At 56.4% G+C, this 25,171-nt stretch carries 26 protein-coding genes and 1 pseudogene; 13 read left to right on the top strand and 14 right to left on the bottom strand.

Translation table 11 applies throughout. The features are described from left to right. Nucleotides 1-178: 178 nt before the first annotated feature. Together BTUS_RS17870 and BTUS_RS04590 are read right to left on the bottom strand one after the other, a co-directional pair. On the bottom strand, nucleotides 179-448 hold the full coding sequence (locus BTUS_RS17870; protein ID WP_123809227.1) for a hypothetical protein: 270 nt from the start codon (nucleotides 446-448) through the stop codon (nucleotides 179-181). Nucleotides 449-865: 417 nt separating this feature from the next. Then, nucleotides 866-2,101, bottom strand: coding sequence for an IS110 family RNA-guided transposase (locus BTUS_RS04590; protein WP_013074946.1), 1,236 nt, complete (start codon nucleotides 2,099-2,101; stop codon nucleotides 866-868). Between the two features lie 672 nt (nucleotides 2,102-2,773). On the opposite strand from BTUS_RS04590, the gene BTUS_RS04585 reads away from it, so the two are divergent. Continuing rightward, nucleotides 2,774-3,031: a nucleotidyltransferase domain-containing protein gene (locus tag BTUS_RS04585; protein WP_013074945.1), complete on the top strand. Its 258-nt coding sequence runs from the start codon at nucleotides 2,774-2,776 to the stop codon at nucleotides 3,029-3,031. An 89-nt stretch (nucleotides 3,032-3,120) separates the two neighbouring features. Here BTUS_RS04585 and BTUS_RS04580 read toward each other — a convergent pair whose 3' ends face one another. Continuing rightward, nucleotides 3,121-4,317 (bottom strand): M20 family metallopeptidase, encoded by a 1,197-nt coding sequence (locus BTUS_RS04580; protein ID WP_013074944.1) that lies wholly within the window; start codon nucleotides 4,315-4,317, stop codon nucleotides 3,121-3,123. Between the two features lie 623 nt (nucleotides 4,318-4,940). Here BTUS_RS04580 and BTUS_RS04575 point away from each other — a divergent pair. Together BTUS_RS04575 and BTUS_RS04570 are read left to right on the top strand one after the other, a co-directional pair. Beyond that, nucleotides 4,941-5,849, top strand: coding sequence for a Druantia anti-phage system protein DruA (locus BTUS_RS04575; protein WP_013074943.1), 909 nt, complete (start codon nucleotides 4,941-4,943; stop codon nucleotides 5,847-5,849). Continuing rightward, complete coding sequence (locus tag BTUS_RS04570) at nucleotides 5,846-7,261, top strand: transposase family protein (RefSeq protein ID WP_013074942.1); 1,416 nt, start codon at nucleotides 5,846-5,848, stop codon at nucleotides 7,259-7,261. Before BTUS_RS04575 ends, BTUS_RS04570 begins: the two co-directional genes overlap by 4 nt. A gap of 490 nt (nucleotides 7,262-7,751) precedes the next feature. Here the strand turns inward: BTUS_RS04570 and BTUS_RS18340 are convergent, their stop codons facing one another. From BTUS_RS18340 to BTUS_RS04555, 3 genes are all read right to left on the bottom strand, one after another. Next, the gene (locus BTUS_RS18340; protein WP_169307938.1) at nucleotides 7,752-7,892 is read right to left on the bottom strand and encodes a hypothetical protein; all 141 of its coding nucleotides are present in this window, start codon (nucleotides 7,890-7,892) and stop codon (nucleotides 7,752-7,754) included. Nucleotides 7,893-8,281: 389 nt separating this feature from the next. Further along, nucleotides 8,282-8,767: a type II toxin-antitoxin system HicB family antitoxin gene (locus BTUS_RS04560; RefSeq protein ID WP_013074941.1), complete on the bottom strand. Its 486-nt coding sequence runs from the start codon at nucleotides 8,765-8,767 to the stop codon at nucleotides 8,282-8,284. 27 nt (nucleotides 8,768-8,794) lie between these two features. Then, nucleotides 8,795-9,013 carry a type II toxin-antitoxin system HicA family toxin gene (locus tag BTUS_RS04555; protein WP_013074940.1) on the bottom strand — a complete coding sequence of 73 codons (219 nt, stop codon included), beginning with the start codon at nucleotides 9,011-9,013 and terminating at the stop codon, nucleotides 8,795-8,797. A gap of 581 nt (nucleotides 9,014-9,594) precedes the next feature. On the opposite strand from BTUS_RS04555, the gene BTUS_RS04550 reads away from it, so the two are divergent. Together BTUS_RS04550 and BTUS_RS19205 are read left to right on the top strand one after the other, a co-directional pair. Then, nucleotides 9,595-9,930: a nucleotidyltransferase family protein gene (locus tag BTUS_RS04550; protein ID WP_013074939.1), complete on the top strand. Its 336-nt coding sequence runs from the start codon at nucleotides 9,595-9,597 to the stop codon at nucleotides 9,928-9,930. Next, entirely contained in the window at nucleotides 9,896-10,222 is a 327-nt protein-coding gene (locus tag BTUS_RS19205) for an HI0074 family nucleotidyltransferase substrate-binding subunit (protein ID WP_083780031.1), read from the top strand. Before BTUS_RS04550 ends, BTUS_RS19205 begins: the two co-directional genes overlap by 35 nt. Here BTUS_RS19205 and BTUS_RS04545 read toward each other — a convergent pair. From BTUS_RS04545 to BTUS_RS18330, 4 genes are all read right to left on the bottom strand, one after another. Next, nucleotides 10,176-10,589 carry a hypothetical protein gene (locus BTUS_RS04545; protein WP_013074938.1) on the bottom strand — a complete coding sequence of 138 codons (414 nt, stop codon included), beginning with the start codon at nucleotides 10,587-10,589 and terminating at the stop codon, nucleotides 10,176-10,178. The genes BTUS_RS19205 and BTUS_RS04545 overlap by 47 nt on opposite strands. A gap of 156 nt (nucleotides 10,590-10,745) precedes the next feature. Continuing rightward, nucleotides 10,746-11,732 carry a type II TA system antitoxin MqsA family protein gene (locus tag BTUS_RS04540; protein ID WP_013074937.1) on the bottom strand — a complete coding sequence of 329 codons (987 nt, stop codon included), beginning with the start codon at nucleotides 11,730-11,732 and terminating at the stop codon, nucleotides 10,746-10,748. Nucleotides 11,733-11,756: 24 nt separating this feature from the next. After that, nucleotides 11,757-12,128: a hypothetical protein gene (locus tag BTUS_RS18335; RefSeq protein ID WP_013074936.1), complete on the bottom strand. Its 372-nt coding sequence runs from the start codon at nucleotides 12,126-12,128 to the stop codon at nucleotides 11,757-11,759. A gap of 90 nt (nucleotides 12,129-12,218) precedes the next feature. After that, nucleotides 12,219-12,431 (bottom strand): hypothetical protein, encoded by a 213-nt coding sequence (locus BTUS_RS18330; protein WP_169307937.1) that lies wholly within the window; start codon nucleotides 12,429-12,431, stop codon nucleotides 12,219-12,221. Here BTUS_RS18330 and BTUS_RS18325 point away from each other — a divergent pair. Beyond that, nucleotides 12,423-12,923 (top strand): Fic family protein, encoded by a 501-nt coding sequence (locus BTUS_RS18325; RefSeq protein WP_169307936.1) that lies wholly within the window; start codon nucleotides 12,423-12,425, stop codon nucleotides 12,921-12,923. The two genes, BTUS_RS18330 and BTUS_RS18325, sit on opposite strands and share 9 nt — an antisense overlap. After that, entirely contained in the window at nucleotides 12,920-13,213 is a 294-nt protein-coding gene (locus BTUS_RS16685; RefSeq protein ID WP_083780029.1) for a Fic family protein, read from the top strand. The genes BTUS_RS18325 and BTUS_RS16685 overlap by 4 nt, the downstream gene beginning before the upstream one ends. 521 nt (nucleotides 13,214-13,734) lie before the next feature. On the opposite strand, the gene BTUS_RS04525 is transcribed toward BTUS_RS16685, so the two are convergent. Continuing rightward, nucleotides 13,735-15,072: an MFS transporter gene (locus BTUS_RS04525; RefSeq protein WP_013074935.1), complete on the bottom strand. Its 1,338-nt coding sequence runs from the start codon at nucleotides 15,070-15,072 to the stop codon at nucleotides 13,735-13,737. Between the two features lie 245 nt (nucleotides 15,073-15,317). Between BTUS_RS04525 and BTUS_RS04520 the strand changes: the two genes are divergently transcribed. From BTUS_RS04520 to BTUS_RS04500, 5 genes are all read left to right on the top strand, one after another. Further along, complete coding sequence (locus BTUS_RS04520; protein WP_013074934.1) at nucleotides 15,318-17,057, top strand: sigma-54 interaction domain-containing protein; 1,740 nt, start codon at nucleotides 15,318-15,320, stop codon at nucleotides 17,055-17,057. A gap of 107 nt (nucleotides 17,058-17,164) precedes the next feature. Further along, entirely contained in the window at nucleotides 17,165-18,130 is a 966-nt protein-coding gene (locus tag BTUS_RS04515) for an asparaginase (protein WP_013074933.1), read from the top strand. A gap of 24 nt (nucleotides 18,131-18,154) precedes the next feature. Continuing rightward, nucleotides 18,155-19,039, top strand: a complete 885-nt coding sequence (locus BTUS_RS04510) for a polysaccharide deacetylase family protein (protein WP_013074932.1) — start codon at nucleotides 18,155-18,157, stop codon at nucleotides 19,037-19,039. 79 nt (nucleotides 19,040-19,118) lie between these two features. Beyond that, the gene (locus tag BTUS_RS04505) at nucleotides 19,119-19,457 is read left to right on the top strand and encodes a hypothetical protein (RefSeq protein WP_013074931.1); all 339 of its coding nucleotides are present in this window, start codon (nucleotides 19,119-19,121) and stop codon (nucleotides 19,455-19,457) included. Nucleotides 19,458-19,470: 13 nt separating this feature from the next. Beyond that, nucleotides 19,471-20,478, top strand: a complete 1,008-nt coding sequence (locus BTUS_RS04500; RefSeq protein ID WP_013074930.1) for a CobW family GTP-binding protein — start codon at nucleotides 19,471-19,473, stop codon at nucleotides 20,476-20,478. 394 nt (nucleotides 20,479-20,872) lie between these two features. Here BTUS_RS04500 and BTUS_RS04495 read toward each other — a convergent pair whose 3' ends face one another. Together BTUS_RS04495 and BTUS_RS04490 are read right to left on the bottom strand one after the other, a co-directional pair. Beyond that, the gene (locus BTUS_RS04495) at nucleotides 20,873-21,259 is read right to left on the bottom strand and encodes a type II toxin-antitoxin system VapC family toxin (RefSeq protein ID WP_013074929.1); all 387 of its coding nucleotides are present in this window, start codon (nucleotides 21,257-21,259) and stop codon (nucleotides 20,873-20,875) included. Beyond that, nucleotides 21,256-21,492 carry a type II toxin-antitoxin system Phd/YefM family antitoxin gene (locus BTUS_RS04490; RefSeq protein ID WP_013074928.1) on the bottom strand — a complete coding sequence of 79 codons (237 nt, stop codon included), beginning with the start codon at nucleotides 21,490-21,492 and terminating at the stop codon, nucleotides 21,256-21,258. Before BTUS_RS04490 ends, BTUS_RS04495 begins: the two co-directional genes overlap by 4 nt. A gap of 310 nt (nucleotides 21,493-21,802) precedes the next feature. Here BTUS_RS04490 and BTUS_RS04480 point away from each other — a divergent pair, with 310 nt between their 5' ends. Further along, nucleotides 21,803-23,758, top strand: coding sequence for a YcdB/YcdC domain-containing protein (locus BTUS_RS04480; protein WP_013074926.1), 1,956 nt, complete (start codon nucleotides 21,803-21,805; stop codon nucleotides 23,756-23,758). Nucleotides 23,759-24,036: 278 nt separating this feature from the next. Here BTUS_RS04480 and splB read toward each other — a convergent pair. Continuing rightward, nucleotides 24,037-24,963 (bottom strand): annotated as a pseudogene (splB, locus tag BTUS_RS04475) (spore photoproduct lyase); the annotation flags it as partial. Nucleotides 24,964-25,171 lie beyond the last annotated feature (208 nt).

Raw genomic sequence — 25,171 nt, 5'->3', positions numbered from 1 at the left:
GGACACCCTACAGGCAGAAGGGATTCAGAGTCCGGGGCCGCCTCAGCTGCCTCCGAATTTTTTCTACACCGGTTCATGCGTCAGCACTGAACCCCATCTGGATCTCTGTACACGTATGGACACACGTATTATAATGGTCTCGATGGTATGCGGGGTGGTGGAGCCGGTGAAAAGTTATTCATCCCGAGAACTCATCAAAACGATCGAGACAGACGGATGACAATGGAAACGCGCAGACAACACCATTGAAGAAATGCTCCCGATCGGAGAAAGAAGGACGCGGTGCTCGTTCTTGGCAGGAGGACAGTTGAAGAAAGGTTGTTGCCGAATTTCGCTTTTCCGGAGCGGGCGGTGTTTGGAGGCCTACTTGCGCGGCAAAGACGTCGAGGAATACGTAGTTATGAAACAACGGCCAAAGAAATTTCGGGAGTTTCTTAGGAATTGCCATTCCTTCGCGCCCCCTTTCCCAAGCTTCGCCGATTTTCCAGCCGTGCAGCCGCCCTCATTCGAGACCCACGGGCTCCCGTGGGATGATCCGATTCCCCTTTGCGTGTATGTTTATTATGGCGAATCCCACAAATGATGTCCACCAACGTTCCCCCGGTTGACAATCCTCACCAACATCAGGTAAAAGGAAGACAACCGCCGGGTCGCCCCGGACCGGCCTCCGGTCCACGGCCACTCTCGGAAAGCCCAGTGGTGAAATGTCAAGGGGGTGGTCGAAGAAAATTGGGAATGGATGTGGGAAATAGTTACAAATGCGAAGGTTAAAGGGCGACCTTAAACAAACCCATGATGTTCGCCGAATTTTCGAGCGATGTTCATGGGTGCAAAACTGGAAAATCCGTCCGTCTGGAGGTAGTGGTTATCTCCTCCTCTCCGGGGGTGTGTACAGCTGATTGGTGCTCAGTAGTGTGAACACCAAGCGTACCAGTTTTCTTGCAGTCAGGACGAGGGCTCTTTTATGTTGGTGCTTCAGCGCTTCGTCGTGCTTCTTGCGGTAAAACTCGGCGTACTCGGAATCATGGCGGCGAACCTGGTCCGCAGCTTGAATCAGATAATAGCGCAGGTACTTGTTCCCAGTACGCATTCGGGATGTTTCATCGGCTTCGTACTCCCCGGATTGGTACTGATTCCAGACCAGTCCGGCGTACTTGGCTAAGGCGTTGTGGTTCTTGAAACGTCGAATGTCGCCGACTTCGGCTATGATTCCGGCTGCGTATACAGGGCCGATGCCCTTGACCGACTCGAGGGTATTTGGGATCGCTTTCATCAGCCTGGCAATCGCTCGGTCGAGTTTCTTCACCTCAGCGTCCATGTGCTGGATCACGCTGAGGGTAACGGACAGCGACAGATTGACGGGATCCTGCATCACCTTGTCCAGTCGAAAGGACCTGCGTGCAACCTTTTGGAGTTCCTGTGCGATCTGCTTTGGGTCGTCAAACTTGTTTCTGCTTTTGTCGACCAAGAGCGCCACAAGATCCTCAAGGGGCATCGCAGCGATTTGTTCAGGCTCCAGCTCCTGAATGACGGCGAGCGACGTGGCACCGAAAGTATCGGAGAACGGGTTGTCTTGACGCAGACCACTGAACTTAAGAAACAGCTGGTTCAGGAAGAAGGTCTTGTCCCGAGACATGGTCTGCATCACATGAAACCGAGTCCGGGTGAGACGTTGAAGCGCTTCGTATCGGATCGTGTCTGTCATGGCTTGTGGGAGACGGCCAAACCGCAGGTGGTCCGCAATCACCCAGGCATCGATGCGGTCGTTTTTGGGAAGGTGGTCATACGCCTTCTTGAAACGAGCCACTCTCCGCGCGTTTAAGACGTGAATCTGAGCGTCGAGGTGTGGTGCATGGTCCTCGAGTTGTTGTTTGAGGTAATGGGCCAGATGCCAGCCGAGGTTGGCTGTCGCCTCCATGCCGACAACGACGCTATCCATGTGCTTGGTCTCTGTGATCTCCAAGACCTTGTGAATGAGAGTGTCGGCTCCCTGTGGGTCATTGGAGATCTGAAACGAGGCCAAGTTCTGACCGGCCTCATCCATAAATTGAATATGGTGGGCCTTCAAGCTCACGTCGATCCCAACATGCAGTTTCGGCAACGGATTCACCTCCGTTCGGGGAAGAGTCAAGCCAGTCCCGGACCTGGGTGCCCGTGGGAACCACCGACCTCAGCCTCGTCATCAGCACTCATCCATCCGGATGTCAATTGCGGGCCACTACACCCCATCCGGGATGGAGGTGCAACCAGTGGTTAGAGCATGGGTGGTGGATCCTGGGTAGCAGGCTTTCCACAGCAGTACCAAACGGTCCGCAAGGAGGGGAAGAAATCTCCCGAGAAAGACTTGCTGATCCCATTGTCCCACAGGCAGGCCGGGCTGTCGAAATCTCCACCGACCAAACACGTTGGGGCTTCCCCCGACTGGAGGTGGAGAGATATGGAATTATCAAGGAACAAAGGCATGACAAAGAAACGGAGTGACGGTTGTGCAACTCCAAGACCAAACGCGATGGATTCAATAACCAACGGCGATGGGAACTTCCCCATCCAGATGATCCACAAACATGGCCAGACCAAGACACGCCGACAACCGACCTACACCAACAGATGTGGATGGGGAAGCCCACCACCTCCACCCCTATGAGCAGCTGTCTCATAGGGATGGATAAAAGAGCCGGCTCTGGAAGTTCTCCAGCGCTGCTCCAGCAGTTCCGGACCTACTGGAAATTCAACGAAGAAGACCTTCTACTACTATCATACGAGGAGGGTGCGGATGTTCATGGACCGCTTCGGCATCGACAACCGTTTGTTGCAGGATATCGTCGCCGTCCTCAGCGGCAATGAACGCGTCGAACGCGCCTCCGTCTACGGTTCCCGAGCCCGAGGCGATTACCGCAGATCCTCGGATATCGACATTTGCCTGTACGGAGACAAACTGACCGCCAGGGATGTGAACCTGCTCATGACCACCGTACGGGTCGCGGCCGCGCCTCAATGCCGACCTCCCGTTTGCTTGCGCTGGCCTCGGTGACCGAGCACACCATAGCCGTGTCTTCCGCCCATGACTCCCATACCTTCACCCGCATCCCGCGGGCTCCCACCGCAAGCCGATGCGAATGGTCACAGAGATTTTCCCTCGGCCAGAAGTTTCATCACCCCGGCCACCAGCGCCTTGACCCCGAGGGGCAGGGCGTCTTCGTCCACGGTAAACCGCGGGTGGTGGTGGGGGAAGGTGATCCCTTTGTCCGGATTGCCGGCGCCGATGAAGAAGAAACTCCCCGCCGCCCGGGATTGATACGCTGAAAAATCTTCTCCCCCCATGGTGGGAACGGCGTCGACCACCGCCTCGGCCCCGAAGACTTCCTCCAGCCCCTCGCGCAGCAGCGCCGTGACCGCCGGATCGTTGATCACCGGCCGGTATCCGTGGGTATATTCCATGTCATAGCTCGCCCCGTGGGCTTCGGTGACGCCTTTGACCACCCGCTCGATCCACCCGGGCGCCTGCCGGCGCAACTCCGGGTTAAAGCACCGCACCGTACCCCACAGTTCCGCCGATTCAGGAATCACGTTGTCCGCTGTGCCGGCCATAAACCGCGTCACCGACACCACCAGTCGATCCAAAGGATCGACGTAGCGCGACACGATGTGCTGGAGGTTCGTGACCACCTGGGCACCGACGGCGATGCTGTCCACCGTCATGTGCGGCTGGGCCGCGTGCCCGCCCCGCCCCCGGATCACGATGCGAAACCGATCCGGCGAAGCCATCAACTCCCCGGCCTTGACCCCGATTTTGCCAACTTCCAACGGAATCCACAGGTGGGCCCCGATCACCGCCCGCACCCCGTCCACGATCCCGAGGACCACCAGCTCCTGGGCGCCGCCGGGAAACAGCTCCTCGGCGTGTTGAAACAGGAACCGCACCTCGCCCCGCAATCGAGGCCGAAGGGCGGAGAGGATTCGGGCCGCCCCGAGGAGCATCGCCGTATGTCCGTCGTGCCCGCAGGCGTGCATCACCCCGGGATTGGTCGAGGCAAAGGGCAGATCGTTCTCCTCCTGGATCGGCAGGGCGTCCATGTCCGCCCGCACCGCCACCACCGGCCCGGGCGCAGCCCCGATCAGCCGCGCCACGACACTGGTTTTCGTCGGCCGGCTCAACTCGAATCCGCCGAACGACCGCAGCGTATCATAGACAAACTGCGCCGTGTTCTCTTCCTGGAACGACAATTCCGGATGGGCGTGCAGATACCGCCGCCACCCCACCACATCGTCTTTAACCGCCGCCGCCAGCTCCTCCAACTCCGCGACCAAAACCGCCATCCTCGCCACCCCCTCATCGAACATCAGACAGACAAAGCCGGCCCATCCATCCCGGCGAACGCGCCATGCACCCGAGCGAGCTCTCGGTGCATCGGATTCCCGGAAGCCCCGACAATACACGCCCCGTCTGGACACCCCGCCCTCTTAGAGCGAAGTAAAGGCGAGCATCCCGTAGACACCCGAATTTCCCTCCATTTACGGTCAACCGAAATTTAACACTATAACCCCATGCATTGCAATAAAATTTTGTCTGTCGCAGGACAGATGCACTCCAAGCGACAAGAAGGGGAAGCGGATCCCATAGCCGCGAAACTCCGCCTCCCATCGCGGAAGACCGGAGCAACACCGTGCTGAATATTTGGGTTGCGTGGCACAATCTCCTTGCAGCTTACAAATCCAGAAACGGCGGGGAGAGCCGAGGATGGCCGTCACTGCGTTTCAGGATGCGATTCCGATTTGCACTGAATGGCTTTGGCTCCAGTGCTGACGCATGAACCGGGAAGCCCTTGGGACGCTTGACTTCAGAGCGCGTCTCAAGAAAATTTGATTGCAAATACGACTGGACAGTTCTGAGCCCATCTGAGATGATAACCTTGGAGATGATGTCGAGAGGTGAGTCTCAGATGGACGTACCCTTTTGGATTGGCGACCGAGAGTTTCGCGAGGCGGACCTGGAATTGATTCGAAACACGGTCCAGCGGTTTTCCCGCTTGAGTCGAGAGGAAATCGCGGCGACCTTGTGTGAGAATCTGCCGTGGAAGTCCCCGAATGGCCGGCTGAAAGTCGAAGCCTGCCACAAGCTGCTTCTAAAACTCGAGCAAAAAGGAGTGATTACTCTTCCGCCCTTGCGAGCCCAGGGTCCCCGAGGGTGCCGGGAACGAAGAGGGGGGGTGGTACAAACCCAGCTTCAGGCGTGCCTGCGGGATGTCCTTCCGGTCATCGTGGAGCCGGTCCGTCCGGAAGAACGGGCAGACTGGAACGCGACCATGGCGACGTATCACCCGTTGGGGTACCTTCGTGGGATCGGGGCCCGCATCCAGTACTGGATCCGGGCACAGGGGCCAAACGGACCGGTCATTGTGGGGGCGATGTTGTTTGGGGCTGCGGCGAAGGCCCTGGCTGCACGGGATCAGTGGATCGGATGGACGGCGGAGCAGCGCAGGCGGTATCGCCCACGAATCGTGAACAACAATCGGTTTCTGATTCTGCCGGGTGTACAGATTCCCCATCTGGCCAGTCATGCGCTTGCGTTGGCGGCCCGGCGGATTCGAGCGGATTGGAAGGCGCGCTATGGGTTTGAACCGGTTCTTTTGGAGACGTTTATCGAACCCCAATATCCAGGGACTTGCTACCGAGCGGCCAACTGGATCGAGATCGGGAAGACGGCGGGACGAGGAAGACAGGATCGATTCTTCGAGTATGGAACGTCCGTGAAATCGATCTGGGTCTATCCGCTGGTGCGGGACTGGCGGAAGCGGTTGGTCGAACCCTTTCCACAGCTTGTGGAAGACGAGTGGGGGGAATCGAGATGACGCTTCGGAATCCCGAGTCGATTCACCCCTGGACCCTTCCGAATCGGAAAAGCTCGTATCGAAACAGCGAGGAGGAGCGAGCGGACCGGCAAACGGCCGTGGAAGCCCAGTTGCCGGTTTGGCGAGCGTTGTTGCCGGGCTTGATGGAGAAGTTTTCGCGGATTGCCGACCCCCGACGTCCAGGGAGCATTCGGCACAAACTGACTGTGCTTCTGACGTTTGGGCTGTTCATGTTTATCTTTCAGTATGCCTCCCGCAGAAGAGCCAATCGGGAACTGACGCGTCCAACGTTTTGGGAACACTTTCGGGAGATCTTTCCGGAGGTGGAAACCATCCCGCATATGGACACGGTGCAGCGGATCTTGGAACGGATCAATCCGGGGGAGCTCGAGGAGGTGATGACGGCGACGGTGAAGCGCCTTCTGCGGTCGGGACGACTGAAGGCGCTGTTGGTCGAGAAGCAATACGTGATCGCCATAGACGGGACCCAAAAGGCGAGTCGGGGGCAGCCCTGGGCCTCGGAGGCTTTGCATCGTCGGCACGGGGAGAACGAGGTCTCGTCCATGGCCTATGCCCTGGAGGCTAGCCTTGTCAGCCCTCAAGGGGTGGTCCTCCCGTTTCTCACGGAGTTTTGCGAGAATGCGGCTGAGCAGCAGGAGTTCGAGAAGCAAGACAGTGAACTGAAGGCCTGCAAACGGCTGCTGACCCGCCTGCGCAAGATGTTTCCCAAATTGCGGATCTTGGTGGTGGCCGATGGGCTGTACCCCAACGGGCCGATGATGGCGCTGTGTCGGGATCTGCATCTGGACTTTATGTTTGTCCTGCCCCAAAGCTGTTTGCCCAGTGTGTGGGAAGAGGTCAAAGGCTTGAGAAAGATCGAACCCAACGAGCGGAGACACCGGTGGGGCAATCGCGAGCAAATCTTTTGGTGGATCAATCAGATCGACTATGATTTCAGGGAGGCTTCCGGGGCGCGCCGTCGGCTTAAGGTGCATGTCGTGGGATGTACAGAGTTTTGGGAAGAGGGGGGGAAGCAGCAGGAGGCGCATTGGGCGTGGGTGTCCGGGCAGCCGCTGACGGCACAAAATGTGGTGAACCGCTGCAATCGTGCGGCACGCCACCGATGGGACATTGAGGAACAGATCCTGACGGAGAAGCACCGGGGATACGAGTATGAGCACCTGTACTCCACCGACTGGACGGCGATGCGAAACTGGCACGTGCTGATGCACCTCGGCCATCTGGTGAACGTCATGGCCTTGCATACCGAAGGGCTGATGAAGAAAGTGCGGGAACTGGGCTTTAGCGGGACGTTGAAGTTTCTGTACGAAAGCTGGACGCAGGGGTGGATGGATCGGGACTGGCTGCTGGCGCGTTGCCAAGGTCCTCCGCGGCTGACGATGGCGTTTTAACAGGAATATCTTGCAACATCGTTCTGTGGGGGAGGGGAGCTGTAACCTCTGGGGATCCAATGATCAACAGAAATGGATTTTCCCGTCATTCAGGGCGATTCTCCTTTACAGGGACACCCTACAGGCAGAAGGGATTCAGAGTCCGGGGCCGCCTCAGCTGCCTCCGAATTTTTTCTACACCGGTTCATGCGTCAGCACTGCTTTGGCTCGCGGCACCTTGACAGGAAACCATATCCAATTGTACAATGACATTGAATATTTTTACAAACCATTCCTATCATTCCTATCATTCCTATCATTCCTATCTGGAGGAAGAATTTGGTGAAACGGTTTTATAAGACCGCCGTCTCGGCAGCGACCCTGGCCGTTCTCTCCACCGGGCATCCCGTCCCGAGCGGCCCCGTGCACGCCGCCCCGGGTGAGCCGCCCGGCCTCGCCGCAGTGTCCGGCTCTACTTCGACGTCCGTCCCCGCCGGGACTCCCGGCCTGGCTATGACGCCGGCCCCGCCGCGGCGCCCGACTCTGCCACCACGCCGGACACCGTCGCGCCCACCGCCGCCGGGCAAACGGGGAACCCGCCCGCCAGCGGGTCCCCCGGCTCCGCAGGGCTCAGCCGTTTCCCCCGCGGCACAGCCGAGCCACATCAACCCGGCTGGCGTACACATCGCCGGCATTCGGCAATCAGGCGGCCCCGCAAGGCCAGTTGGTGTATGAGTTCGATCCGAATCACCCGATCCAGTACATCGACGCCTTCACCGGAAAGCCGGTGCTTTTCACCGGTCGCTAGGTATAACCTTTCGGATGGGTCAAACGTACCGGTCCCTCCATCCGGCAACGGGCGGGTGTGGGAGCGGGATGGAGAATCGTCGCGAGAACCGGACTCGGCGGTCTGAAAAGGAGCCTGGCAGGGTCGGCGAGCTTTGCGAGCAAAGGCCCCCGCTGTCCTCATTGGATCGGGGGCCTTTGATTTTAACCCGTTTCAGCTTGGTTCCGGTGAACTCGAGCGATTGTCGCCGATGTTTATTCGATCCAGTCCTCAGAGTCCGACGATCCCGACTTTACCGTGATACCAAGCTGCTTCATCAAAGCTTCTTGGAGGACGCGGGAAAAGTTAATGTGACGCTCTTCCGCCGCTTTCTTTAACCAACTCGGTAAGGTCACAGTTTTTTTAACGGCCCTGGTTCGATAGTTTTCACGGTAAGGCGGCATCCAGGCTCGAACCAGGACTGCCTCTTGATTCTCTTGCAGATCGAATCTCTTTCCAACGCTCGGTTTGGGAATCGGCCGGCCTTCTTCTTCGAGAATAGAGAGATATCCGGCCAACACGTCTTCCGCCAACCGATGTGCTTCCTGAACATCGGAACCGCCTGTAAAGCATCCGTCAAGGTCGGGAAACTCCACGGATACGCCGTCCTCTCCAAAGGTGAAAATGGCCGGGTAGAAATAGCTGTCAGGAAGGTCACTTCCGAACTTTTCATCGGTCGTTTTTTTACTCTTCATCGCCATCCCACACCCGCTCCGTTCATGTGTCTCTTACAAAAGTCCCGCTCGCTTGAAAATGTTTCGCTGGGTGCCCAACGGAACGTCTTTTTTGGGGTGGGGAACCGGCAACGGGCCACCAAGATCCGGATGAAAAAAGTGGTAATGATCGCCTTTTATGCGCTTTAGTGTCCACCCATGCGCCTTGAGGATTTCGATGATTTCCGTAGATGAATAGCGCCTGTTGCGGTCTACGACCGGCTTCCCGTTCATACGCCGATTCCTCCGTACACCCCTCGCCCCCTATATTAACACGGCCAAAAACACGTGTCAATCGACGACGGATCCGTAAGTTCAACCACCTGCGGCTCCTTTAAAACATGCAACGGGTGGAAACCATCGAACTCTACGATACATGGTGTAGACTGGTACGCGGGATGAAATCATGGAGCCGGGTAAGATCGCGATAGGGAACAGTTCCCAGTGAACTTGGCCAAAGTTTACTGGCTTTTTTCCGACAAGAGAGTATATGATCGCGGAAAGCGCTACGCCAATGAAGGCCGCGTCATGCTCAACACGTCCGCGACAGGTGACAGAGGGGAAGGTACACAGCGCCATTGGGACTTTTCCGTTATCGGAAACCGGGAATACCATGTCGTTCTCGAAGAAGACCATCGTCCCGGTTCTTCTCTTGAGCAGGCATGAACGGCCCACTCCAGATGTTCCCACGTGAATGTGATGTCCAACATCCCCAGGTTGACAATCCCCGCCAACATCGGGTAAAAGGAAGACAACCGCCGGATCGCCTCGGACCGGCTCCCGGTCGACGGCCACTCTCGGAAAGGACGGTGCGGATGTTCATGGACCGCTTCGGCATCGACAACCGTTTGTTGCAGGATATCGTCGCCGTCCTCAGCGGCAATGAACGCGTCGAACACGCCTCCGTCTACGGTTCCCGAGCCCGGGGCGATTACCGCAGATCCTCGGATATCGACATCTGCCTGTACGGAGACAATCTGACCGCTCGGGATGTGAACCTGCTCCAGGACGCTTTGGAACAACTCCGAACCGCTCTTCGTTTTGACGTGGTTCACTATCAGCGGCTCTCGAATCCATCTCTGAAAAAGGCCATCGACCGGGAGGGGGTGCAGATTTATGTCAACCAATCGGGTCTCCGAAAAGTACCGTGATTACCAAAAAGCTCTTCGTCGGCTGGGCGAAAGCCTCACGATCGACCCGGACCAAGATATCGTCGTGGACGGCGTCATCCAACGATTTGAGTTTACGTTTGAGCTCAGCTGGAAGCTAATGCAAGCGCACCTGGCCCGGGAAGGTTTTGAGGTCAACAGCCCACAGAGCGCGATCGGGGAAGCTTTTTCCGTCGGGCTGCTCGACGACGGGGACGGATGGATCGAACCGCCGAAGGTCTTTCCAGCTAGGCATCCAACAGCCCCACCACACTCTCCAGATCGTCCTGGATAAGAACGTTCAGGACATACGGCGCATGGTGTTTCCGGTTCGGAGCATTGAAATACAACTGGAACTCCTCCATGTATTCGTTGGCGTACTCGACGGCTTCCTTCGCCAATTCCCGCTTCAGTTCCTCCTCGGTCGGCGCATTGGCCGCGATGTCAAAAACGTCCAGGGTGCCCGTGAACGTCCCGTCGTCCTCCTGCTGATACTCCACCTTGAACCGATACCCGGACAGCAAAAACCGCAAATGCTCGATGGAAACGGCCGCGAACCTGTCGCGGTTGCGCCTCACAAACTGCGGCCGGACCCGGACCACGGTGTCGATGAAATGCCCCCAGTCCTTCCGGACATCCGTCGCGTTCAGGACAACGTTCATCAGCATTCCCCTCCAGCCCCCATTCTACCATGCTTGTGTGCGTTCTGTACATAGTGTACGCATGGTGGCTGGGAAACATGCAGGACGAGAAGAATATCCTGTTTGCCTTATTTACGAGGAGCGGGAGAAAAATCAACGGGAGGTCCCCCTCCCGCTTCACCCAATCCTCAGCGTCTCGGCCTTCGCATACGGAATAACCTCTTTCAACCGCGCCTCGATCCACGCCGGCTCCTCATGGGAAAACTCGGAGATGCGCTCCGCATTCATCCCTTTCAGCGTCTCAATCACATAATCCACCACATCGCGCTCATGTTCTTCCAACGGCTCGGCCCGCTCCACAGGCAAGCCCTCCACGTACTCGCCGACAATCTCTCCGCCCCGCTCGATCTCTTCCCGACGGATCGCACCGCTCGCCTCCAAATATTCCAGCAGGAGCCCATGGTAACGCGGAACAGGCCCATAATGGTTTTTCACGTAAGCGAGGCCCATGAGCGGTTCCCCGTGCCATTTCAAATTCAGGAAATCAATGTAAAACAGGTATTTCAGAAACACGGATTTCGACAGCTTGCCGGCATTCTCGGCGATCAGTCGGACGACGGTAAAGAGCTTGCCGGGGTTGAACTCTCCTTCCTTGTTCAGCCGCCCGATGATCTCTTCCATTTCGTCGGCTTCGGTAGGCTCATGAATTTCTTGCAGCGCTTCCTCCACCCGGCGGCGCTGCAAGGCGGAAAGCCGACGGCTGTTCCGCCGGTAAAGGCCACGAACCCATTCCGGGTCATCCCGCATTCGGCGCAGCAATTCGTCATGGGCCGCCTCTTGCATCGCCCCTCCCTCATAACGGGTGAACGTCGCCGGGCTCCACCCCAGGAGCTTTGCGGCAGCCCCTTGGGACAGGTTGTATTTCTCGCGGATCGCGCGGATCTCTTCGGGCATCAGCAGCCCATGGCGGCGCCGGTACTCATTGTAGGCTTTGACCAGCAAGGCCCCGTCGAGTTCCTCGTCCCCCATCACGTGGCCGCATTCATCACAGACACGCAAAGGACCCCGGATCGTGATCTCCTCCCCCCGCACCTTGAACGTTTCTTCCCGTTCTTCCGTGTGCGACGGTCGAAAGCGGTCACAATGCTGGCAGTAGTGTTCCATGACCCATACCTCCTCCGTTCGTAATTACGGCACCTGATACGGGAACCGCAACGGCTCCATGCCCTCCCTTTCGGGATGAAAGGACAGGCATCTAACCATGTGTCGGCCATCGACCCGGTCCAATTTCAGCTTGATGTAGAAGGAAACGCTTTGTATTCTGGTTCCGAACACCCAGATTTCACCCGGACGGTCCCGGTCGGCGTCCGTGTGGCTGTAATTCCGGATTGTGAGGGAACGGACAACCGTCCGGGGAAAGGAGCGTCCCCAACCGTGCTCGGCAAGTACATTCAGAGTTTCCTTTCGCGGAATAAGATCGAATCCGCCGGGGCGGGCCGCCACGTGCTTGACCGCTGTCAGAAAATCGATGATTTCTCTTGGTTCTGCGATACGCGGCATAACCCTAACCCCTCTCCCTCACAACGCCATTGTACCCCAAAACACACAAAAATACAATCAATTGATTGTGATTTTATCCCGGCGTCCCTTTCACTTCCCCTCCCAATGCGGCAGGTAGCACGTCCGCAACACCTTCCCCTCCCAGTCCCGGAGCTCCACCTTGACGGTGTGACCAGGAGTCGTCCGGACGCCCCGGACGCCGGCCTCCAGGGCGATCAGAGCCTCCCGCCGGGACGCCGCGGCGGCCTTTTCTTCCCCGGGATTACCGTGTCTTCTCGGCGGTTCGATTCCATCATGAGACAAATCTCGGAACCTCGGAATCGTTCGGAAGCGGAGATCGCCGGGTACCGGGACGTGCTGAAAACGATCCATGAACATTACGAACACATGAATTTGTCGCCGAATCTCATCCTGCAACTGCACCGGGACCTCATGAAGTTTACGGGGAGAGGAGGACAATGGAAACGCGCAGACAACACCGTTGAAGAAATGCTCCCGACCGGAGAGAGAAGGACGCGGTTTGTACCCGTGCCGGCCTGGCGAACCCCCGAAGCGGTAGAACAACTGTGCCGGGCTTTTCTTCAGGCGCGGGACCGGGGCCAGGGGATCGATCTCATTCTGATCGGCTACTTTGTGCTGGATTTTCTCTCGATCCATCCTTTCTCGGACGGGAACGGGCGCATGGCTAGGCTTTTGACTCTTTTGTTGAGGGCACAAAGGAGCAATACGACGACACGTTGTACAGGTCCTCCCAGGGCTGGCACGAAGCCGGGCACGATCCGACACCTTGGTTGAAATATTTTCTGACCGTCATCCTCGAGGCGTACCGGCGATTTGAACAGCGGGTAGAACTCGGGCAGGAGCATCAAAAACGGGGGTGGAAACAGGCGCGCATTGAACAGGTGGTTCTCGGGTTCGTCGCGGATTTTACGATATCGGACGTGGAGGAACTTTGCCCGGGGATCAGCCGGCCCACCATTACCCGCGTACTGAACAAGATGAGCAAAAGCGGCCACATCCACTGCGTCGAGAAGGGCCGCAACGCCAGGTGGGTGAAAAATCCCGAAGTCACGATCGAGTGTTAAGCCAACGTAAAGACCTCTGGGGTTTACGGGAATTATGCCGTGGCGGTACACTGGCGTTGGAGACTGGGAAGTCGATTCTCACAGGGGGGAATTTCGTGGCAAAACGAATCGGCGTTCTCGTGGCGGCGGTTCTTGCGGAAGCTCGGGACACGGCGGCAGTTCCTGCGGGAGCAGCTGCGGCGGCGGATGCGGAGGGAGTTGAGGAACAAGGCCGTGAAACACCCAAGGTTGAGCTCAAGCAAACGCTTGATCTATGCAACATGCCCTCGCGACCGCATGTGGAGGGAAATCCGAACCCAACGCAATTCATGAGATGCTGCGGGGTGACCAGTACATGGGATCACGCCGCACATGTAGACCCTGTTTCGGAGAAAACCGCCCTTGCCGCCGCCATGGTGCCACGCACCACGGTTGCCGCCGGGGTGACCAGAACAAGTAAAGACCTGCGGATTTGGTGGACAACCACACACCGGTGTCCACCATCTCCACAGGCCCAGTTCTCGTTGAGGCCACCCCGCTCGTCAAGCAGCCAATTCCTCCAGAGACTTGCCGGGTTCGATGCGCCGGGTCGCAAGAATGACAAGGCCGGACAGAGTGAGTGGTAGCGCTCCTCCAATCAGCGCAGCCGCCAACACTCCCATATTCGTCGATACCAAAATTGAGAACACGAGGGCCCCCAGAATGCCGCCGATCGGACCCATGGCATTAATAAACGCGGTGCCGGTCCCGCGCATCCGGGTGGCGTACGACTCACTCATAAAGACAAACAGGGCCGAGTACGGGCCGTTCAAGAAGAAGCTTCCAATGCTTTGAAAGATGAGTACACTCCAATATCCATTCGCCACATACAACATGGCCGCAAAGGCGAGCCCTCCGAGAATCCAGCCGATGGCAATGGTTTCCCGCCGCCCAATCCGGTCGCCCAACCATCCGTGGAAAACATAGCCTGCGTACCCCACGGCGTTTGCCAAAACGAGGAGCCACAACGAGTTCCCGAAGTTGATGTGTTTCCCCTCTGTTAGCACTGTGGTGGCCAGTACATTAAACACTTCAATGGCAAACCAGTTCAACATAAAGGCGAGCCCGAGAAATAAAGTGGTCCGCATAGAACCGTCCTGTCTGGAAAAAAGCTGGGCGTACGTGAAACCCGTGGAACGCTCTGTATTGATACCATGGGCCCTTCCGTAAGCTTCGGCTTCCTCTTGTTTGCCTTGGCGCATAAGAGTGCGAACGTGCTTCAGGTGGAGAAATCTTGGCGATTCTTTTAGCTTGATTCCTAGAAGAACAATAATGATTGCCGGAATGATGCCCACGGCAAACATCCCTTGCCATTGAATCAATGGCTCGAGTAATGCGGTCACAATGGATGCAAGCATCACACCGATCGGCCAGCCGCCTTGGATAAAAGAGTAGAGCAAGCCGCGCTTTTTATCATCGTATAATTCCGATAGGTAAGTGGTATTGACAGCCTGCTCGGAATAACCGAACCCGGAGAGCGCCCGGACAAGCACAACATAGATGGAGCTGGGGATAAAGATGGACAACGCGGTCAAACCCGAACTGACGGCCACACCGGACGTCGTGACGATAAGAGCTTTCTTTCGCCCGAGGTAGTCAGTGAGGGGGCCCACCGTTAACGAAATCACGAACGTTCCCACCGCAACCCACGTCGCAATATTCGCCATTTGCGCCGTTGACCACCCAAAGGTTTTCGCCATTTCTGGCAGCAACGTGCCGAACAAAATAAAGTCGAACACGGACAATGTCCAAGCCACAAGAGCAACAATAGAGGCGTAGGTCACGTCCCGACTCGTCAAACTGTTTTGATCGAGATTTAGATCCGACGGCTTTATACTCACTACTGAAACCCTCCTCTAAATTGGCGGTATCTGTATTACCTGTTATTTCGACTTCTTTGTCATGACAAACCCAGGATCACCTCCTGTAAACTGAATAGCAAGCAACGATTATGCCAAACGTGGCTCGGCTGAAGAAGGAAGGTTTCGTCGTTGTGTAAGAGACATTGCGTTGGAATTCGACTATAATATAGACAAGAACTGCATTGCACTTTGCCAATTTGCATGAAGGGAGGCGTTACATCAAGTTGAAAAACCTCGTTGATTCGCAATTGATCCAGGACACATTCTTATCCCTCCCCAGCGCCGTCATAGTGGTCAACGTCCGTGGAGAATTGATGATGGCGAACGCTTCCGGTTCGCGGCTATATGAATACCTGCCAGATTACTCGAAATCCATTCGATTGGACGAGATCTGCAAACAACGGAAACTGATTCTTGGCCATCCAATCAGGGTTTTGGGAACCGACTACTTGCTTTCCGCCGCCCCGCTGGATTCAAAGGAATATCATGATCTCATTGTGTTGGTGTTTGAAGAAGCCTCAATCGCCGGTGCTATCAAGCAGCAGATGAAGGAATATGAAGCAACAATCCAAGACCTGCAAACGATATTCGAAAATTCTTACGATGTTATCTATGTATCGGATGGAAAAGGTGTTACCCTTCGAGTGAGTTCCGCCTGTGAAGTCTTGTGGGGGAAACGGCCTGAAGAACTGATCGGAAGAACCGTCTATGAGCTGGAGAAAGAAGGGGTTTACTATCCGTCAGCGACGCGAATTGCCTTGGAGCGGGGAAAAAAGGTCCAGATCGTGCAGCAAACCCGTACAGGGCGCAGGCTCATGGTGGTAAGTACTCCGATTCGTGATAGTGCCGGAAATATCGTGAGAGTTGTCAACGCATCCAAAGACATTACGGAGCTTCACGAGCTCGAGGAGCAGATTCGGAATCTAAAAGAGATCATTGAAGGCTATCGCATGCAATTCGTCCAACTTCAAGAATCGCAGTCCGATACGGACCGAGCACTTATTTATCGCAGCAAAAAGATGGAAGACATTATGTCTCTCCTCGGCCGGGTTGCCGTGGTGGATTCCACGATTTTAATCACCGGGGAATCGGGCGTGGGTAAAGAAATTCTCGCCAATCACGTCCATCGGCTGAGCCCACGAGCGGATTATCCCCTGATTAAGATCAACTGTGCGGCCATTCCCGAATCCCTTTTGGAAAGTGAGCTCTTTGGATACGAGAAAGGAGCTTTTACGGGTGCGCAAAAAAATGGCAAGGCGGGTTTGTTCGAGCTTGCCAATAAAGGCACGTTGTTCTTGGATGAAATCGGGGATATGCCTTTAAGTGTTCAAGCGAAGCTGTTACGAGTCTTGCAGGAAAGAGAGATCACACGAATCGGCGGCTACAATCCAATCCCCGTGGACGTCCGAATCATCGCCGCCACCAATAAAGATCTCCAGACCATGGTGGCAAAAGGAACCTTTCGAAGCGATCTATACTACAGGTTGAATGTGATCCCTGTCTACATCCCGCCCCTTCGCGAGCGACGCGAAGACATTGTTCCCTTGGTCAACAAATTCTTGTCCCATTTTGCCCAGAAAATCCACCGGAACAATGTCAGCCTCTCTAAAAAGGCCATGTCTCTCCTAGAACAATACGATTGGCCTGGCAATGTTCGCGAATTGAGAAACCTCATTGAGAGGCTTGTTGTGACGGTTGAGGATGACATCATTGATGCAGACGACTTGCCCGCTCACATCAGTAAAGGTGTCCCGCGTCCTGCCGATTCTCCTGACAGGAATGAACCCATCGTGGTGCGAGAGGTACTCCCGTTAAAACAAGCCCAGCAGATTATGGAAACCCAGCTTCTTCAACTGGCAGCACGAGATACGTCAACTCTTGGAGAGATTGCCCAAAAACTCATGGTGAACCAATCAACCATCACGCGGAAGTTTCAGAAGTATGGATTGCAATTTGGCAAATAGCATTGCAATTGGTCCCAAGATGACCTATTAACCCCCGAACCATAGACAGCTCCCCGCGCAGTTGCTTGGCATAGATTTTGCGAAAGGATAGTGGCGGGGGGGTGAAAATGGGGTTGGGACACGTTGCAGTGATTACGACAGGTGGAACGATTGCCGCACTCCCTCAAGACGACGGAGATGTGAAGGCAGTTCTGCCAGGCCAAGAATTACTCAAGAAGATCCGCGCATCCGATGTCGAAGTGCAGGAAAGTGTGACGTTGGGAAGCTATGCCTTCACCTTTGACACACTGTATGTGATCGGGAAAGCAGTGCAGAGCGCCCTCGCAAAAGATGCAGTCGATGGAGTCGTGATTACCCATGGGACCGATACCATGGAAGAAACAGCCTTCTACCTGTCTCTTGTCACACCAAAACAAAAGCCTGTTGTGTTAACCGGCGCTCAATTTGATGCTAGCCATCCGTCTTCGGATGGACCGAAGAACCTGTCGGACGCCATTTTGGTCGCCAGATCTCCTGAAGCCGCGGGCCTTGGACCGGTGATCGTTTTCGCGGGGTTTATCTATTCCGGTCGAGAGGTTAAAAAGATCGATACCAATGCGCTTCAGGCATTTGGCGCACCGGGCTGGGGGCCTGTAGGTAGGATCGATCGGGGCCAAGTGTTCCTCGTTCGGGAGGAAAGGGATCGGCCGCTTTTGCCCCTTTTACCACCGCACCGAGTCGCCCTGATCCGACTGGGGCTTGGCACCGACGGGGAGGAAGTTTTGCGCATAGCCAGCGGGTACGAAGGGGTGGTGCTGCAAGCATACGGGAGGGGAAATGCTCATCCGACTGTGGCGCAAGCTGTTGGTCGACTCGTTGGCGATGGTGTACCGGTCATCGTGACCTCCCGTTGCAACGCCGGCGCCGTGGCTCCGATCTATGGAGACGGGGGCGGCCGCGACCTGGAGAGGAAGGGAGCCTGGTTTGCGGGGGACCTCGCCGGCGAAAAGGCGCGGATATTATTAGGGCTCATGTTGGCCAGTGGCCTGAGCCGTGAAGAGATGTACAGGATTGTTCAAGCCTACAGTCAATAAATACGAAGGCGGAGGGATTCGCGGATGGCGAAGAAAGAAATCCTGGTCGCTTATGGAGTCGACGTCGACGCGGTGGCCGGTTGGCTTGGATCCTATGGCGGGGAAGATTCGCCGGATGACATTTCACGGGGGTTGTTCGCCGGGGAGGTCGGTGCGCCGAGACTTTTAAAATTGTTCGATAAGTATAAGATTAAGACGACTTGGTTCATTCCCGGTCATTCCATTGAAACGTTTCCGGATCAAATGCGCATGGTCGTGGAGGCGGGGCACGAAATCGGGGCGCACGGGTATTCCCACGAAAACCCGATCGCCATGACACCTAAGCAGGAAGAAGATGTGTTGCTGAAATCGATCGAATTGATCGAAGGCCTCGCCGGAAAACGACCCACTGGGTACGTGGCACCTTGGTGGGAGTTCTCCAACGTGACCAACGAACTTTTGCTCAAACACGGATTCAAGTATGATCACAGCTTGATGCACAACGATTTTCATCCGTACTACGTAAGGGTAGGCGATCACTGGACAAAAATCGATTATTCTAAACCGGCTTCCGAGTGGATGAAGCCACTCGTCAGGGGCGAAGAAACCAAATTGGTCGAGATTCCCGCCAATTGGTACCTGGATGACTTGCCCCCGATGATGTTCATTAAAAAATCGCCGAACAGCTTCGGGTTTATCAACCCCCGGGACATCGAGCAAATGTGGCGGGACCAATTTGACTGGGTATACCGGGAGTATGACTATGCGGTGTTCGCCATGACCGTGCACCCCGACGTGAGTGGACGCCCGCAAGTTCTGCTCATGCACGAACGCCTGATCGAACACATCAATTCCCACGATGGGGTCCGCTGGGTCACCTTTGACGAGATCGCGGATGATTTCATCGGGCGGACTCAGGCCAAAAAGTGAGATCGAGTCCGGCTGGATGTCCTTGGTCCAGCCGGGCTGTTCAGATTGCTCGAACTTGCTACCGAAGGGGGCACCCGCGTTGTGCGTTCTATGCGCCGATCTGGTGACAAGCGTTCATTGGACGGAAGGGGTACAAAAAGAGAACGATAGCGATATGGCCTACGCCGGCAGCGAAGACAGTCGCCTGCACCGCAGAAGAAGGTTGGAGATGGTGGCCATGCTGAACCAGATACTTGCGTTTTACGGGCTCACCGTCTCCGACTGGAACGGAGTTCGTTTCGTGGTCAGCGATAAAAAAGGGCAGATGGTTATGGCACAAAATCTAAGTGAGGTGTGGCAAGAAACGGAACGACTCTCACGCCGGCTGCCGGATCCTCTTGATGAGACGCTTCTTCGGTTCATATCCCAATCTGATTGAAAGGCAGAGTGTCATGGCAACGGATACAAGAATACCCGTGATCATTTTGACTGGGTTTCTGGGCAGCGGCAAGACGACGATTCTCGCCCATGTTATGGAGTTCATCGACCCTGCCCGCACAGAAATCGTTATCAATGAATACGGATCCGTGGGACTGGATCAATACCTCATTCAACAAGTAAAAGAAGAAACCCAAGTGCTCAAGGGCGGATGTGTCTGTTGTCAATTGCGAAGTGATTTGGTCGCGGTGTTGCAACAGGTTGCCAACCGCATTGACTCCGGTGAACACATCGATCGGGTGATCATCGAAACAAGCGGTCTGGCGGACCCCGCTCCCATTATGTTCACGATCTACACCGATCCAATGTTACAAAATCGGTTTCGCATCGGCGGCGTGATCACGACGGTCGACGCGACGACACACTCCCCCTTGGGCCCGCACCCCGAATGGGTAAAACAAATAACGAGCGCGGATTGGGTGATCATCACAAAGACGGATATCGCAGATCAACAGGGCGTGGTCATGTTAGGTCGCCAAATTAGAGCTATGAATCCCTCGGCAACGATCTTTACGGCTAAAAACGGCCATATCGAGCAGGAAGCAGAATTCTTGAAAGATCTTCTCTCGGCAAACGGCCGCGAAAACTTAGGTTTGCAAAACGATCTCCCGTCCAGTGTCTCTGACCGCCGTGACTCCAACAGCGCAACGGCCTCCCTCTCGCTGCGCTTTGCTGGCTCGGTGAACTGGAGTGCCTTCAGTGTCTGGTTGAGCATGTTGTTGCACGCCCACGGCGAGCATATCTTAAGGATCAAAGGTTTACTGGACGTCGGTTCCGCAGGCCCCATCGTCCTCAACGGCGTTCAGCACATCGTGCACCCCCCGATCCATTTGTCCGAATGGCCTGACGAAGATACAGTCTCTCGCTTGGTCATCATCGTGCGCGGTATTGACCCGGACCGAATTCTGGATTCCTTGCACAAATTCCGCCGCTTCATTGGGGCTGCTCTGGTGAAGGTTTAGTGATAGTGTGCCCCAAAGAACCCAACCCGGGACATTCCCTGTCATCTTTACGTCGCAAGGCATAGAAGGCTCTAGCACTCGTTCACACAGTCGTTTCGGCAGGCGATTCGGCAAGAGGTGGGAGGGTGTCCCAGGAGTTCTGTCGCCAGCCGTCCACCAATCCCCTCAAGTCTGATAAATGCCCGCTCTTTGTTTTGCCGACCCTGATCAAGATATCGTTGTGGACGGCGTCATCCAACGATTTGAGTTTACCTTCTGGTACACGTAATGGGAGGAAAGGGTCCCGACGTCACACCGGTTGCATAATCGCGGATTTCGGATCCAGCCAGACAAATCAGACATCGGGTCCCCCAATGGCAAACTGGCTGCTCTGTCGTATCTTGCAGTGCTCCACTCACCAGATCGTCTCAACATCATAACACTTGATCCACTCATCCGCGGTGATGACGGGCATGCCTTCTTGTATGGCTTGGGCGACCAAAAGGCGGTCAAACGGGTCGCGGTGCAAATCCGGAAGCCCATAGACCCCGAGCGCATGGAGAATCTCGACGGGCAAATCCACAATACCGTTTTCGTTCATCTGCTGGGTCATGAACCGGTCCAAATCTTCGTATACGCGTATTCGGCCGAGGGCGGCTTTGATCGCGATCTCCCAGGCACTCGCCGCACTTAAATACAGTTCATTCCTTGTATCTTGGATAATCGCTCTTGCACGTTTGGACATCCGCCCATCATCGGTGATCCACCACAGGAAGACGTGCGTATCAAGAAGGGTCTTCATCGTTCGAACAACCTCTGAATCGACTCCGGCAGCGGATCGTCAAAATCTTCCCCGACAACAATTAGACTTTTGGCTGTGCCCGGTACGCGCTTTGTCGGCCGTTCGCGATAAGGCACGAGCCGGGCGAGGGGTTTACCCGCTTTCGCGATGACGATCTCTTCCCCGACTTCTACACGCGCCAATAGTTTTGAAAAATGCGTCTTTGCCTCGTGGACGTTGACCACTTTGGTCACCGAAACCACCTCCTGACGATATTATGAACTAAGTCTTGGACTAAGTCAATTCACATCTGTCTGCTGGAGAGTGCCAGCCTGTCAAATTTGAGGTTAACCGCATGTGTTCATGATGCTCATGAATCGTCCTCAACACATCACGGTACCCCGCAATCTTGCTCCGAACGCGCTGAATCAACGCATCCACCTCCGCCCGCCACGCTGAGGCTTCCTGCACCCCACGTTGACCGGAAACTATATCCAACCGTACAATGTAACCGGATATGTTTTGAACCATTCCTATCATTCCTAATTTGGGAGGAGAAATCTGGTGAAACGGTTTTATAAGGTCGCCGTCTCGGCAGCAACCCTGGCCGTTCTCTCCACCGGGCATCCCGTCCCGAGCGGCCCCGTGCACGCCGCCCCGGGTGAGCCGCCCGGCCTCGCCGCAGTGTCCGGCTCTACTTCGACGTCCGTCCCCGCCGGGACTCCCGGCCTGGCTATGACGCCCGGCCCCGCCGCGGCGCCCGACTCTGCCACCACGCCGGACACCGTCGCGCCCACCGCCGCCGGGCAAACGGGGAACCCGCCCGCCCCCTCAGCGGTCCCTCCAACCATGCCGCCGGCACAGGCGCCCACCCCGCCGCCGAACGCCATCAGCGAGAAAGAGGCGGAGGCCAAAGTTCGCGCCCTGTTTGACGGACTGGCAGAACTCCCCTATGTGACCGCGCACTATCTCCCGGGGGATCCCCGGGCCGGCATCCTCGATGATGTAGGATCAAAACCGACATGGGAACTTACTTTTTTTACCACAAATCCTTCCAAATCCAAAGGCACGCCATCGGGGCCGCCGGACACGCTCCATGCGAGGGTTGATGCCATAACCGGCGCCATCCTGGAATTCTCACGGATGAACCCCGCGTGGACCGGCGACCGTCAGCCGGATAACCAACTGGCCCTTCAAGCCGCCACCGCTTTCTTACAAAAGATCGCTTCTCCCTTCCGCGATCAGGGGCTGGAGCGAATCGGCGGCGGCGGAATCACCCAAACCGCCACACCGGGAACAAAAACCTTACAGTGGCGATTTGCCGTCGTCACCTTCAGCGAGAAAGTGCACGGCATTCCTTTCCCCCAGAATTCCGTGGACATCCGGGTGGATCAATTCGGTCATGTCGTCGGGATGCAGATCATGCATCCATTTGACAGCTCCAAACTCCCCGAACCCTCCGGAGCCATCTCATCGGCCGAGGCGCAAAAACGGCTCGCAGCCCATCTCCAATTGGAAAAAATGTATCTCACGACGCCGTTCCATTTGGATGCATCCGGGCAGCTCCAAAAGGGAGACCGGCCGGTCCTCGGCTATTTTCCCGTGCAGCAGGGGAGCATCGACGCCCTTTCGGGTAAACCGTTTACCGGAGGATTTTCGATCCCGCCGAATCTGGAAATGGATAAGTCCCTTTCCATCACCGGTCAGGGGCAGGCCCTCCAGGCCAAGGACAAAGACGCGGCCGCACGCTTGGTGGCGGATTTCCTACATATGGATCTTTCCGGAATGACCTTGCAGGAGCAGACACCGCCTCCGGACACGTTGAGCGGTTTTCATCCCCGGGTGTTGACTTGGACGCTCCGCCCGCCAGCGGGTCCCCCGGCTCCGCAGGGCTCGGCGGTTTACCCCGCGGCACAGCCGAGCCACATCAACGCGGTGTTTGACGCCGACACCGGCCAGTGGTTGGACCTGAACGTGGATACCCGAATGCTTCAAGGCAAACCGGCGGTTCTGTCCATGGAACAAGGAGAGGCGAAGGCCCTCTCGTTCCTGCAGCAGATTTTGCCCAAGGGCAGCCAAGCCGTTCAACTCCTTTGGGAACTAGACAGTTCCAAGCCGCTGCCGAGCCCTCCGGACTGGTTCGATCCGGCCAAGGAGCCCAACTTCATGCCGGAGCCGCTGCCGGTGTACACGTACACCTTTCGTCCATTGGTTCAGGGCGTGCCCGTCCTGGATCGCATCTACAATGTGCAGGTGGATGCAACCACGGGGCGGATCGTGGGATTCATACTGCCACCCGCAGCATCCCCGGCGCTGCCCGATGATCGGGATACCATCACTCCGGAGCAGGCCAAAGCGGCTTTTCTCCAGGCGCAGCCCATCCGGCTGGTGTACACATGGCCGGTATTCGGCAATCAGGCGGCCCCGCAAGGCCAGTTGGTGTATGAGTTCGATCCGAATCACCCGATCCAGTACATCGACGCCTTCACCGGAAAGCCGGTGCTTTTCACCACTCGCTAGGTATAACCTTTCGGATTGGTCAAACGGACCGGTCCCTCCATCCCGCAACGGGCGGGTATGGGAGCGGGATGGAGAAGCGGCGCGAGAACTGGACTCGGCGGTCTGAAGGGGTCGATTTGATCCAAAAACACAAGCCTACACCCTCGGAATTTTTCGAGTGGGTTTCCCCCGCTCCCCCTTTTGGAGCGGGGGAAGCGGCTTGCCCCAAAGGGCGATGGACCAAAAATTCGCCACGGGCCTGGGCAACTCCCGATTGCCCTCCAGGTCCTCGCGAACAATTTGCCGATTCCGTAGCGGCCCCATTTATATTTGCGCCTTGACTCGTCCAGATCAAGCTTGGTCTTGGGATATCGTTTTTCAATGACCCGTTTTGCAGGGCGGGTGAAACGGTGTTGAATCAGTTCAAAGGTCACACCTTGGCGACGGTTCGAGGGCATGGCTCGGCTCACCCGCCTCACCAGCTCTTCATACTCCTCCCGCCATCCCTCGTACAGATAGATGGGCGCGATAATGAAGCCGAGGGGATAGCCGGCCTCCGCCACCCTGCGCGCCGCCGCCAGGCGCTCCTCGAGAGAAGCGGTGTTCGCTTCAAAATTCCGCACCACATAGTCGCTGTTCACGGAAAAGCGGATCCGGGTGTGACCGTTATGACGGGCGTCCAGCAGACTGTCCACGAGGTCGTACTTGGTCACAAACCGCAGTCGCCCGTATTCCTCTTGTCCCATGAATTCGATCAGCCGGCGCAGATTTCCCGTAAGGTGCTCCAGACTCAGGGGATCGGAGGTGCAGGCCGCTTCAAAACGAGTGATCCGGGGTCTGCGCTCGTCGATATAGCGATGCGCCCGTTCAAGGATTTCCGGAATGTTGACATACACCCGCACGTAGGGCTTGGCGCCCAGAGTGGTCTGCAAGTAACAATAGTGGCAGTGGCCGATGCACCCGGTCGCGATGGGAATGGCGTATTCCGCCGACGGCCTGGAGGTGTCGAATTCCAGGCTCCGACGAACCCCGACCACCAGGGTTCGTTTTGCGTTTCGATACCGCTGCAGGTCATCGTCGCCGGGTATGCCGGTCACCCGGTTGTGGGACGTCGTGTAACGAATCTCGACGCCGAGATCCTGAAGACGGCGGTAAATGTCCCGGCCGATCGGGTAGTCCAACGCCCGGGGTTCGAAAAAGGCGCGATCCGGAATGAACGGCTGCATCGTCTCTCCTCCGGGGACGCCGTGCCGTCAGCCTCCATCCGGCCGGGCTCCGGCGCGCGATATGATCTTCATCCCCTAGTATGCCTCCAAAACCCTTTCCCACGTTCAATCTTCAGCGCGCGAACAACGCTTCGGCTGCGTCGCCACCCACCTTCGCCTCCCGTCAGCCGCCCTCTTAACAACGACACCCACACCCGTTCGCTCTTGA

The organism is Kyrpidia tusciae DSM 2912 (assembly GCF_000092905.1).
In the GTDB taxonomy this organism is placed as follows: Bacteria; Bacillota; Bacilli; order Kyrpidiales; family Kyrpidiaceae; genus Kyrpidia; species Kyrpidia tusciae.
The sequence above is the reverse complement of the archived record's forward strand: the minus strand, read 5'-3'. Positions and strand labels throughout refer to the sequence as shown.

Bases quoted from the DNA above. Each gene is read 5' to 3' on its own strand.
- BTUS_RS17870 (WP_123809227.1), bottom strand. From the start codon at position 448: ATGGCAATTCCTAAGAAACTCCCGAAATTTCTTTGGCCGTTGTTTCAT.
- BTUS_RS04585 (WP_013074945.1), top strand. From the start codon at position 2,774: ATGTTCATGGACCGCTTCGGCATCGACAACCGTTTGTTGCAGGATATC.
- BTUS_RS04580 (WP_013074944.1), bottom strand. From the start codon at position 4,317: ATGGCGGTTTTGGTCGCGGAGTTGGAGGAGCTGGCGGCGGCGGTTAAA.
- BTUS_RS04575 (WP_013074943.1), top strand. From the start codon at position 4,941: ATGGACGTACCCTTTTGGATTGGCGACCGAGAGTTTCGCGAGGCGGAC.
- BTUS_RS04570 (WP_013074942.1), top strand. From the start codon at position 5,846: ATGACGCTTCGGAATCCCGAGTCGATTCACCCCTGGACCCTTCCGAAT.
- BTUS_RS04560 (WP_013074941.1), bottom strand. From the start codon at position 8,767: ATGGCGATGAAGAGTAAAAAAACGACCGATGAAAAGTTCGGAAGTGAC.
- BTUS_RS04555 (WP_013074940.1), bottom strand. From the start codon at position 9,013: ATGAACGGGAAGCCGGTCGTAGACCGCAACAGGCGCTATTCATCTACG.
- BTUS_RS04550 (WP_013074939.1), top strand. From the start codon at position 9,595: ATGTTCATGGACCGCTTCGGCATCGACAACCGTTTGTTGCAGGATATC.
- BTUS_RS19205 (WP_083780031.1), top strand. From the start codon at position 9,896: ATGTCAACCAATCGGGTCTCCGAAAAGTACCGTGATTACCAAAAAGCT.
- BTUS_RS04545 (WP_013074938.1), bottom strand. From the start codon at position 10,589: ATGAACGTTGTCCTGAACGCGACGGATGTCCGGAAGGACTGGGGGCAT.
- BTUS_RS04540 (WP_013074937.1), bottom strand. From the start codon at position 11,732: ATGGAACACTACTGCCAGCATTGTGACCGCTTTCGACCGTCGCACACG.
- BTUS_RS18335 (WP_013074936.1), bottom strand. From the start codon at position 12,128: ATGCCGCGTATCGCAGAACCAAGAGAAATCATCGATTTTCTGACAGCG.
- BTUS_RS18325 (WP_169307936.1), top strand. From the start codon at position 12,423: ATGAGACAAATCTCGGAACCTCGGAATCGTTCGGAAGCGGAGATCGCC.
- BTUS_RS04515 (WP_013074933.1), top strand. From the start codon at position 17,165: ATGGGGTTGGGACACGTTGCAGTGATTACGACAGGTGGAACGATTGCC.
- BTUS_RS04510 (WP_013074932.1), top strand. From the start codon at position 18,155: ATGGCGAAGAAAGAAATCCTGGTCGCTTATGGAGTCGACGTCGACGCG.
- BTUS_RS04500 (WP_013074930.1), top strand. From the start codon at position 19,471: ATGGCAACGGATACAAGAATACCCGTGATCATTTTGACTGGGTTTCTG.
- BTUS_RS04495 (WP_013074929.1), bottom strand. From the start codon at position 21,259: ATGAAGACCCTTCTTGATACGCACGTCTTCCTGTGGTGGATCACCGAT.